General features: G+C 53.3%; 1 protein-coding gene and 1 pseudogene. Both read left to right on the top strand.

Translation table 11 applies throughout. The features are described from left to right. The first annotated feature begins 43 nt into the window (after positions 1 to 43). Positions 44 to 967 (top strand): glucose-1-phosphate thymidylyltransferase RfbA, encoded by a 924-nt coding sequence (gene rfbA, locus A1351_RS03770; protein ID WP_064032256.1) that lies wholly within the window; start codon positions 44 to 46, stop codon positions 965 to 967. A 383-nt stretch (positions 968 to 1,350) separates the two neighbouring features. Next, positions 1,351 to 1,912: pseudogene (locus tag A1351_RS24360) on the top strand (hypothetical protein); the annotation flags it as partial.

A 1,912-nucleotide genomic window follows, 5' to 3' on the forward strand; every position in this document is an offset into this window, starting at 1 on the left:
CGGCGACACTTTGTAACACCGATCACTTATCGATTATGGAGACATGCTCGTGACAACGTGCAGAAAAGGCATCGTTCTCGCCGGGGGCGCAGGTACCAGATTGTACCCATTGACGCGTGTAACGTCGAAGCAGCTGCTTCCGATTTACGACAAGCCGATGGTCTATTATCCTATCACGACACTGATGCTGGCCGGCGTGCGCGACATTCTGATCATCTCGACGCCGCATGATACGCCGCGTTTCCAAGAGCTGCTCGGAAGCGGAGCTGATTGGGGCGTCAATTTCACTTACGCAGAGCAGCCTCGCCCCGAGGGTTTAGCACAAGCGTTCATTATCGGAGCGGACTTCGTTTCGGGGAATCATTCTGCCTTGGTGCTGGGAGATAATTTTTTCTACGGCCATGGATTGACGGAATTGCTTCGAAGGGCGTCCGCGAGGACAGAAGGCGCAACGGTCTTTTCTTATCCCGTGTCCGATCCAGAGCGCTATGGCGTCGTCGCTTTCGATGACGCTCAGCGCGCTGTCTCGATCGAAGAAAAACCCGTACATCCGCAAACGAATTGGGCGGTGACAGGGCTCTATTTTTATGATCCATCGGTCGTGGAAATCGCGGCGAACATAAAACCCTCGGCAAGAGGCGAACTCGAAATCACGGATGTCAATCGGACGTATCTCGAACGTCGTCAATTGAACGTCGAACGAATGAGTAGGGGCTATGCGTGGCTCGACACGGGAATTCCCGAAGGCCTGCTGGAGGCGGGAGAATTCGTGCGTGCGATAGAGAAACGGCAAGGTCTACGTATCGGATGCCCGGAAGAGGTCGCATTCAATAACGAATGGATAACGGCGTCGAGACTCGGCGATCTCGGCGAGCGTCTTGGAAAGAGTTCCTACGGCGCTTATTTGCGGAAGATCGCCGAAGGAACCGGTCAGGATCGCCGACTAATTTCTGAGATGGCCGCCTAGACGCGGCGCACACTATTTGATGAGGACGGGGTCGGCCAATGTTCGAACCGGCGCTACAATAGCACATGATCACTATGGGCCGAACCGCTCAGCAAGGAAAGACTATTCCAAAACTGCGAGGCGTGGAGAGCTGAAGCGGAGCGTGTGAGCCGATCAGTCGCAGCGGCGACACGGATGGCGAATGCTGGCATGCGCCATCCGGTGAAGTTGCGCTCGTTCGGAGACGACATTCCGTCGGACAGGACGGCACATGGCTCAAGAGGGGACAACGGCGCTCTTCTCTCCATACAACGTCACATTTGATCGGGATTAGCTGACGTTCTCGGCGCGCTCCTGGCGAGACCAGTTCGACGGTCGAGACTATCCTGAATTAGGAGATGCAGATGAAATGGGATCGAAAATTCAAATCCATTCTAGCGACGGATAACGAGAATGCCGAAACTTACTTGCGGGATTTCGATCATCATTTCTATGGGACATATTATCGAGATCTTGGTCACATGACGTCCAAACATCAATTGGCTGACCACTATTTGAAATTTGGAAGAGGCGAGGGACGATTCCCAAATTATGCGAAGTATTCTGCGTATTTGAGCCAGAAAGGGGAGCGTCCAGAAGTGAACACGATAACCCTGATCGATCGAGCCCCGTCACATCAGAATGCACTAGATTTGTTTGCGGGAAAATGGCTGGCTCGAATTGACGAAGTATATCCCGGCTTACGCGCCGGAAAGGACAATTACTACCGGGGTGATACGCGTGCGGCCATCGCTGCCAGGCACCTTGGCTATGTTCCCGGGTCTTTTCATGGAATGAGTATTCTCGAGCTCGGACCAATGGAAGGAATGCACACCTATCAAATCGCAAATCTCGGCGCGAGTAATATCGTCAGTGTGGAGGCGAATTCGAATGCGTTTCTGCGATGCCTCATAGCGAAGGAAATTC

This window comes from Methylosinus sp. R-45379 (assembly GCF_001644125.1).
Taxonomy (GTDB): Bacteria; Pseudomonadota; Alphaproteobacteria; order Rhizobiales; family Beijerinckiaceae; genus Methylosinus.

Bases quoted from the DNA above. Each gene is read 5' to 3' on its own strand.
- rfbA (WP_064032256.1), top strand. From the start codon at position 44: ATGCTCGTGACAACGTGCAGAAAAGGCATCGTTCTCGCCGGGGGCGCA.